7 protein-coding genes and 1 pseudogene are annotated in these 7,546 nt (G+C 70.1%); 4 read left to right on the top strand and 4 right to left on the bottom strand.

The genetic code is table 11. The features are described from left to right. Positions 1-258 precede the first annotated feature (258 nt). A pseudogene (locus ACFYZB_RS46490) lies at positions 259-378 on the top strand (IS5/IS1182 family transposase); the annotation flags it as partial. 120 nt (positions 379-498) lie between these two features. Here ACFYZB_RS46490 and ACFYZB_RS46485 read toward each other — a convergent pair. The 3 genes from ACFYZB_RS46485 to ACFYZB_RS46475 all read right to left on the bottom strand — a co-directional run bounded on the left by ACFYZB_RS46485 (position 499) and on the right by ACFYZB_RS46475 (position 3,602). Beyond that, the gene (locus tag ACFYZB_RS46485) at positions 499-1,812 is read right to left on the bottom strand and encodes a bifunctional folylpolyglutamate synthase/dihydrofolate synthase (protein ID WP_388768188.1); all 1,314 of its coding nucleotides are present in this window, start codon (positions 1,810-1,812) and stop codon (positions 499-501) included. 115 nt (positions 1,813-1,927) lie between these two features. Further along, positions 1,928-2,263 carry a hypothetical protein gene (locus ACFYZB_RS46480; RefSeq protein WP_388768186.1) on the bottom strand — a complete coding sequence of 112 codons (336 nt, stop codon included), beginning with the start codon at positions 2,261-2,263 and terminating at the stop codon, positions 1,928-1,930. A gap of 559 nt (positions 2,264-2,822) precedes the next feature. Continuing rightward, positions 2,823-3,602, bottom strand: a complete 780-nt coding sequence (locus ACFYZB_RS46475; RefSeq protein ID WP_388768184.1) for an NDP-sugar synthase — start codon at positions 3,600-3,602, stop codon at positions 2,823-2,825. Positions 3,603-4,128: 526 nt separating this feature from the next. Here ACFYZB_RS46475 and ACFYZB_RS46470 point away from each other — a divergent pair. From ACFYZB_RS46470 to ACFYZB_RS46460, 3 genes are read left to right on the top strand one after another with little or no spacing between them, the layout of a single operon-like run. Further along, complete coding sequence (locus ACFYZB_RS46470; RefSeq protein WP_388768182.1) at positions 4,129-4,500, top strand: hypothetical protein; 372 nt, start codon at positions 4,129-4,131, stop codon at positions 4,498-4,500. Then, positions 4,497-6,551: a hypothetical protein gene (locus tag ACFYZB_RS46465; protein WP_388768179.1), complete on the top strand. Its 2,055-nt coding sequence runs from the start codon at positions 4,497-4,499 to the stop codon at positions 6,549-6,551. The genes ACFYZB_RS46470 and ACFYZB_RS46465 overlap by 4 nt, the downstream gene beginning before the upstream one ends. Continuing rightward, positions 6,524-6,844 carry a hypothetical protein gene (locus ACFYZB_RS46460; RefSeq protein ID WP_388768177.1) on the top strand — a complete coding sequence of 107 codons (321 nt, stop codon included), beginning with the start codon at positions 6,524-6,526 and terminating at the stop codon, positions 6,842-6,844. The genes ACFYZB_RS46465 and ACFYZB_RS46460 overlap by 28 nt, the downstream gene beginning before the upstream one ends. 250 nt (positions 6,845-7,094) lie before the next feature. On the opposite strand, the gene ACFYZB_RS46455 is transcribed toward ACFYZB_RS46460, so the two are convergent. Further along, complete coding sequence (locus tag ACFYZB_RS46455; RefSeq protein WP_388768175.1) at positions 7,095-7,322, bottom strand: Tn3 family transposase; 228 nt, start codon at positions 7,320-7,322, stop codon at positions 7,095-7,097. Positions 7,323-7,546: the final 224 nt, after the last annotated feature.

The raw sequence follows: 7,546 nt of genomic DNA, 5'->3' as shown, positions 1-7,546 counted from the left end.
TCCAGGACCACGTCGGGATCGGGCCCGGCCTGCTCGATCTGCAGACCGAGTGCCACCGGGTCGTTGAGGATGCGTACTGCGCTCAGTTGGACACCATCGTCGGCCTGACGCACGGTCACGGGCGCGTCAAATGCAGGGGCGCACTGAGGTCTTGCCAACTGGCCAGATAAGGGGAGCAGTTGGACTGACAGACAGGTGAAGCCCCTGGTAGATGGGTTTTCGACCAGGAAATCTGTCTCCGTCAGAGGCTTCCTATCCTTGTCTACCCCGTCCGGTGTTGATGTGTCCAGTTCTGCCCTGCGCTTCCTGCCCACCAAGCTCCGTCAGCGCCGCCGGGAGCTCGGTACCCGCTGGCGGCGCCTGAGTGCCGGCCGACAGACAACGGGCCCTGGCCGACAAATCAGACACTCCCGCCATGAGCGGGGAACCCAGCCGGCCGCAGACAGCACGTTCGAAGCAGCTCATTTACGAGGGAGGTTGAGGCGCCGGCAGGAGCGGTCAGCCGGGCGGGAGCTGGAACAGTTCACGGACCCGGCCAATAAGGACGGAGGTGCCCAGAACGGTGATGAGGCCGCCGGCCCCGACGAGTTCTGCGGCGTGGCGGACGGCGTCAGCCGTCTCCTCCCGTACGTACATTTCTCGGCGTGACGCCAAAGCGGTGCGCATCTCGTCCGGGGCCGCTTCGTTGGGGTGCCCGACCCGGGTCAGTACCACCGGCCAGTCAGCCGGCAGCGGCTCAAGCATGGTTGCCACATTCTTGTACTGGAGAGTACCGAAGACGAGGGCCGCGCGCCCAGCGGCACGGGATTCTCTCAGGATTTCCGGGGCCACGGTGGCTGCACCCTGGTGGTTGGCGGCAATGTCGAGCAGTAGGCGGCCGGTCCAGGAGCCGAGGCGGGCCGGTGCCAGCAGTTCGAGGCGACCGGGCCAGCGGGTCGCGGCAAGGCCACTGCGCAGAGCATTCTCCGAGATGCCACGGATCAGCCCTCGTTCGGCCAGCGCGTCGATGCCGGCTACGGCAAGAGCCAGATTGCGATGCTGGTGTTCTCCGCGGAGCGGACAGTGGAGTTCCCGGTGCACCGCACGCGGGGTGGCTACGTCCAGCACGGCACGCCCATCGCGGTCCGTACGTGGCTGATAACGGATGTCTTCACGGAGGCGCCAGGTCGTCAACCCCGCGTGGCGGCTGAGGACATCGTCTATGGCCTTGGCCGCCTCCTCGGGCAAATCACCGAGCACAACATGGTCGCCGTCCCGCACAATGCCCGCCTTGTTCCGTGCGATCTCACTCAGGCTGTTTCCCAGCAGATGCTCGTGGTCCAGCCCCACTCCGGTAATGACCTTTACTCCGGGGTCAAAGCAGTTGACCGCGGTACGTTGGCCGCCAATGTTGGCCTCCATGACGGCCAGGTCCACTTCCGCGCGGGCGAAATGAACCGCGGCTGCAGCTGCATGCACTGCTCCTGCATTGACCGCGAGGCCCGTACTTCTGAGGGTGTCGTCGACCGTGACGAAGGCGCGGTGACACGCGGCAGGAGAGATCGGTATCCCGTTGATGCGGATGCGTTCGGCGACATGCTGCAGGTGCGGGCTGGGCATGCTTCCGATTCGCAGCCCGGCCGCAGCCAACGCGGAGACGGCGAACGCGCAGGTCGATCCCTTCCCGTTGGTGCCGACGACGGTCATGCCCCGCAGGTTGCGTCCCGGGTCACCGAGGGCTCTGAGAAGCTGGGGCAGCATACTGGCGCCCGCCCCGGTGAACTGGTATCGATCGAAGATCTCTTGGGAGGCAAGGTCTTCTCTCGTCGTCAACTGTGCCACCTCGCAACCAGATTGGTGTGTGAAGACGGGGATGGGTCGGTCCTCAGCCGGGAGCTCGGTCAGCAACCAAGGCTAGGGCCGGAGCCCCCCAGACTCGGTTGCCGCACTAAGCCTGGGTTCGGGCGTGGGGCAGGTGTTCGGCCACGGCGCGCCAAGCGGTGAGGGGGAAGGCGTGCGGGGTGTTGGTGACGATCTGGAGGGCGACATGGTCGGCGCCCGCTTCGAGGTGGGCCAGGGCGCGCTGCGCGACGGTGGCGGGGGATCCCCACACTACGAGGGAGTCGACGAGGCGGTCGCTACCGCCGTTGGCGAGGTCGCCCTGGGTGAACCCGCTCTCCAGCCAGGTCCGCACGTAGTTGGGCTTGGTGAGGTAGGGGCCGATCGCCCGCCGCGCGGTGGCACGGGCCGTGACCGGGTCGGTCTCCACCACGGACGTCTGCACCGGCGCGAGGAGCGGCCCGGCCCCAGCGCCGCGCGTGCCCGGGCAGTGTGGGACGGCGGGACCAGGTAGGGCTGCACTCCAGCAGTCCGGTCCGCGGCGAGCTGGGTCATCAGGGGCCGGTGCGCGCCCAGAAGCCGCGCGGCTTTCGGCAACGGACCGGCGGATGCGTCCAGAGCGTCGAGATGGGCGGACATCGCCGCATGGGCGCTGGTAGGCCGGGGCGATCTCCGCGTGAGTGACGGCCAGGCCCACCAGCATCCGGCGCCGGTGCGATGCGGGAAGCTCCCGGTAGGCGGCAGCGAGCCGTCCCGCCGGAAGGTTCCAGATGGAGACGCAGGAGGGGGCGGCGATCGTGTGCCAGGTCGCTGTGAAGAGGTTCAGGCTGGTGTGCAGGTCTCCGCTCGGGTTGCCGCCGGGAACGCCGCCCAGCCACAGCGTGCCGCAACCGAGCTCCTCCAGTTCGCAGGCCGACACTCTCGCCCGATCGGGATCACCGTGAGTGAACGCCGTACTCCACACCCCGACCGGCGACACATCCATACCGCGCACCCCTCGGAATTCACCTAACGACGGCCCGACCTGACGGACACTCGGCCCCAGCCGGACAGGTGGCCCGTCGGGCGGCGAGATCGCGTTCCAGCCTGATCACATCCGCCGGGGTGTTGACCGCCTGCCAGGGCGCGTCGATTGAGTAACCGGCCAGCTGACGGGCGCCGACCAGACGGGGCAGTGTGCTGTCGGCGTGGTCTCCCTCCTCAGGGAGCAGGGCAACGACCCGCCAGGCGAACAGGTACACACCGGCGTTCACCCGGCCCGGCCCCGGGACGGTCGGGGCGAGGTCCGTCACCCGGTCCAGCTCGTCGCAGGCCACCGCGCTCCCGGGCAGGCCGGGACCGGCGAGCGCCACGGTCGCCGCGACGCCGCTGCGCAGGTGATGGGCGCGCATAGCGCACAGGCAGAAACACGTCCATATATCCCCGTAGAGGGCGAACCACGGCTCGCCCGGATACGGCAGGGCCCGCGCGGCCCGGCGCAGTCCGCCGCCGCGTCCCAGCGGCCGCTTCTCGACCACCGCCTCGGCCCGTGGCGACGACGGACGGGAATCGAGGTACGAGACGATCACCTGGGCCTGATGTCCCGCGGACACCACGACGCGTTCGACTCCGCAGCCGGCGAGCCAGTCGAGCTGGTGCCGCAGGATCGGCACCCCGTGGACCTCCACCATCGCCTTGGGCCGCTCACGGGTCAGCGGCAGGAGCCGACTCCCCTTTCCGCCCGCCAGGATGACGGCCTGCCGGACGGACAGCGGGTCGCCTCGCCCGCAGACCAGGTGTGGCACGTCCGCTGTGGCAGGCCCGCCCGGCCAGTGCACGCACACGCGAGCGTCAGGCGACAGGACGGATCGCAACATGCTCTTGTACGTACCCCTACCGCAAGGACGAAACCGGCAAAAACCAGCCGTCGGACGCCCTGCAGCCGGTCGGCCGGACCTCTCACACGAGGCTGGCCGAGGACGCTGCCTGCCGCAGCACCTTGGGCCTCTCTTTCAGAGCTTGCCGGGGTCGCGGGGGCTGGCACGCCCTCCTTCAGCAGCGCGGTCGCCGAATCCCTCCTCCGCCGTGCAGATGCATGCGCCAAGGCGCCGTCGCTCGGAGCCGGCCTGATCCGAAAGAAGTGCCCTAGATCACGCGCAACGCCCATCACCCGCGCGGGTGGCCACGCCCTGCGACAGAGCGCGGTGATGAGACACCGAGCTGTTCCTGACACCGGCGCCCTCCCGTACTGGAAGCGCGACGTCCGGGCCCTGACCGAAGTGGTCCAGTTGCGTGCGCTCGCCCACTTCGGCCTGCACAGTTCCGCGGGGTGTGCGGGCAACCGGATGCTCGCCGTCATGGCCTGCGCCCTCACCCCACCAGGCCGGCGCACCGTCATCGACGACTCCCCCGAGGCCATCACAGCGTTCCTGCGGCCCCGGCCGGTGCGGGAACTGCCCGGCGTGGGCGCGAAGACAGCGGCGACGCAACCTGCTCGCCGAGGCGTCCGGCGGCCGGGTCACCCTGCATACCTCCGCGCCTCCGCGCGCCGCCCAGGTCCTGCACGGCGCAGGCGCCACCGTTCTCGCCACCGGCCCCGACACCCTCGGCGTCACGGGCCTGCCCGACGAGGAGATCGTGGCCCTGCTCACCCGGGACGCGGTGGAGTACCGGGGCATCCCGGTGGGGGAGGCCACGCCATGACCGCCACCCTCACCCCTCGCCCCCCGGCCACGAGGTGCGCTGAGCGGAGCGGGTTCCTCAGGACGCTGCACGCCGAGTGGACGAAGTTCCGTACGGTACGCGGCTGGGTCCTCGCCATGGCGGGGGCGCTCCTGGTGACGATCGTGGTCGGCCTGCCCGGCACGGCCGCACCCGGCGGTCGCGGCGCCGGCTCCGCTTCGTACCCGAAGGGCCCGGGCGGCGAGGCCGTGAACGACAGCTTCTACTTCGTCCACAAGACGCTCACCGGCGACGGCGCCCTCACCGTTCCCCTGCGGTCCCTGAGCGGTGCGGCCGACACCGGAATCGGCAAGACGGCCCAGGGCGCCCAGCCCTGGGCGAAGGCCGGGATCATCGTGAAGGAAAGCCTCACCCAGGGAGCCCCGTACGCGGCGGTCATGGCCACCGGCGGCCACGGCGTGCGCAAGGTCACCCAGGAGTCCCCGCGCTGGCTGCGGCTGGTCCGCTCCGGTGACAGCCTCACCGGTTCCACCTCTACCGACGGCTCCCACTGGACCAAGGTCGGCCATGCGAAGCTGCCTGGGCTTGCGCGCACCGTGCCGGCAGGGCTCTTCGCGACGTCACCGGAGGCGAAGCAGGACACCGCGGCGGGCACGGGCTTCAGCCCCGCCGTGGCCACCGGCACCTTCGGCCGTCCCTTCCTCACCGGCGGCTGGTCCCAGAGCGCGTGGAGCGGCACGCAGGTGGGCGGCGACGCGGGCACCTCCGGCAGCTACCCGAACACCACTAAGGGCGGCTTCACGCAGACCGACGGCGGCGGGTTCACCGTGACCGGGGCCGGTGACATCGCACCGGTCGTCGGCGGGCCCGTCATGGGCGTCGGCTTCTCCGCCGAGAACTTCCTCGTCGGCACCTTCGCCGGACTGATCGTGGTGACCGCCGTGGGCACGGTGTTCATCACCGGCGAGTACCGGCGCGCTCTGCTGCGTACGAGCCTGGCGGCAACTCCCCTCCTGGGCCGGGTGCTTGACGCCAAGGCATTGGTGGCCGGGGGCGTCGCGTTCACCATCGGCCTGGTAGCCGCCGCGATCACCATTCCCATCGGGGAACGCAGCGCACGCGGCAGGGGCTTCCAGGACTTCCCCATCACGTCGGCGACCGAAGTGCGCGTCATGGTCGGAACCGGCCCGCTCTGCGCGGCCCGTCGCCGTGCTCGCTCTCGGCGTCGGTGCCCTGCTGCGGCGCAGCGGCACGGCGGTCGCCTTGGTCATCGCGTCGATCGTGCTGCCCTTCCTGCTTGCCACCTCCGGCGTGCTGCCCCCGGGCGTCTCGGAGTGGCTGCTCCGGGTGACCCCGGCTGCGGGCTTCGCCATCCAGCAGACCCTGCCGCAGTACGCGCAGGTGCTCAGCGTGTACGAGCCATCGATCGGCTACTACCCGCTGGCGCCATGGGCCGGCATCGCCGTGCTGTGCGGATACGCCGCGCTCGCCTTCGGTCTGGCCGTGGTGCGGCTGCGTGGGAGGAACGTATGAGTCTCCTGAGCGGTGCACGACTCGCGAGCACGGCGGACGTCGCGTGGCGAGGGGGCTTCGGCCGCGCCCTGCGCGCGGAGTGGACAAAGCTGCGCACCGCAGGGGAAATGGGCTGGTTGCTTCTGCTCGCCGTCGCGCTGACCGTGGCCGTCGGCTGCGGCACCGCCAAGGCCGTGAAGTGCCCGGACGCGGGGTGCGGCAAGGACGCCGTCAAGGTCGCCCTGACCGGCGTCACCGTCGGGCAGGCGGTCATCGCCGTCCTCGCGGTGCTGGCCGTCAGCGGCGAGTACGGCACCGGGATGATCCGCACAACGCTCATGGCAGTGCCGAACCGGATCACCCTCCTCACCGCCAAGGCGAGGGTCCTCACCACGGTCGTCCTCGTCTCCGGGACGGCTGCGGTCCTGGTCTCCCTCCTCGTCGGCCGCTACATCCTGCCCGGCAACGGATTCACCGAGGCGCACGGCTATGCCCCGCTGTCCCTGGCTGGCGGCCCAACCCGCGGGCGGCCGTGGGCTCGGTCCTCTACCTCGCCCTGATCGCCCTGATCGGTCTCGGGATGGCGACAGCGGTACGGGAAGCGGCGAGCGCCATCGGGATCGTGCTCGGGCTGCTCTACGTCTTCCCGGTCGTCACCCGGGTGGTCAACGACCCGGAGTGGCAGTGCCACCTCCAGCAGACCTCGCCCATGACCGCTGGGCTCGCGGTCCAAGCCACCGTCCATCTGCACGAGCTGCCCATCGGGCCATGGGCCGGCCTGGGCGTCCTCGCCACGTGGGCCGCGGCCGCGCTGCTGGTCGGCAGCCTGCTGCTGCACAGGCGTGACGCGTAGCCGAATCGAGCCGTCCGCGAGCACGGTGGCTTCGGGTCTCTCCTCAGCCCGGCGCCTCACCCGGTCAACGATCCAGCCGACCGGGAGCGACGCCGGGCGGGCGGGTCTTCAGGTGCCGACCCCGACCCACCGTCCGCCGCCGATCGGGCGGCTTCCGCTCCGGGCACGGTGCGGGGGCCGGGCATCATGGCCGCCGTGGCGGCGAGGGCGAGATATGAGTTCATGTCCAGCTCGAACCGGCCCTAGGGGTTCATCCAGAGCAGCGGGGACAGGCCCGCCGGTCGGTGTCGGTGAGGCCCTTCTGCCACTTCGCCTCGCTCAGGATGTCCTGGAGGAGCAGGGTGTTGACGTGCGCCAGAGCGGACTGGAGCAGGTGCAGGGCGAGCATGGAGACCTCCTGGGACTCCTTGTCGGGGCCGGTCAGGGCGCCGTCCTTGCCGTAGAACAGGTCGTGGTTGGCGGAGTTCCAGTTCTCCACGACCTGGAGGCCGTCGTTGATCTCTCGGCGCAGGTCGGCGTCGCAAGCAGATCTTCGACGGACTCCTCAGCCGACTTGAGGAACAGGCTGGCTGGTGCCTTCTTCCAGGCGGCCACCGATAGCTACCCCTCCGTCCAACCGCCCGGTCGATCCAGCTAGGTTTGCCACGTCCAATGACGGCGATCAAGCAGGTGAGGCGCATGGCAGGACATGATGAGTTGCAG

This window comes from Streptomyces sp. NPDC001852, from assembly GCF_042891825.1.
Taxonomy (GTDB): domain Bacteria; phylum Actinomycetota; class Actinomycetes; order Streptomycetales; family Streptomycetaceae; genus Streptomyces.
The sequence above is the reverse complement of the archived record's forward strand: the minus strand, read 5'-3'. Positions and strand labels throughout refer to the sequence as shown.

What these genes read in the sequence shown, in the direction of transcription:
- ACFYZB_RS46465 (WP_388768179.1), top strand. Translation starts at nt 4,497, where the DNA reads ATGACCGCCACCCTCACCCCTCGCCCCCCGGCCACGAGGTGCGCTGAG.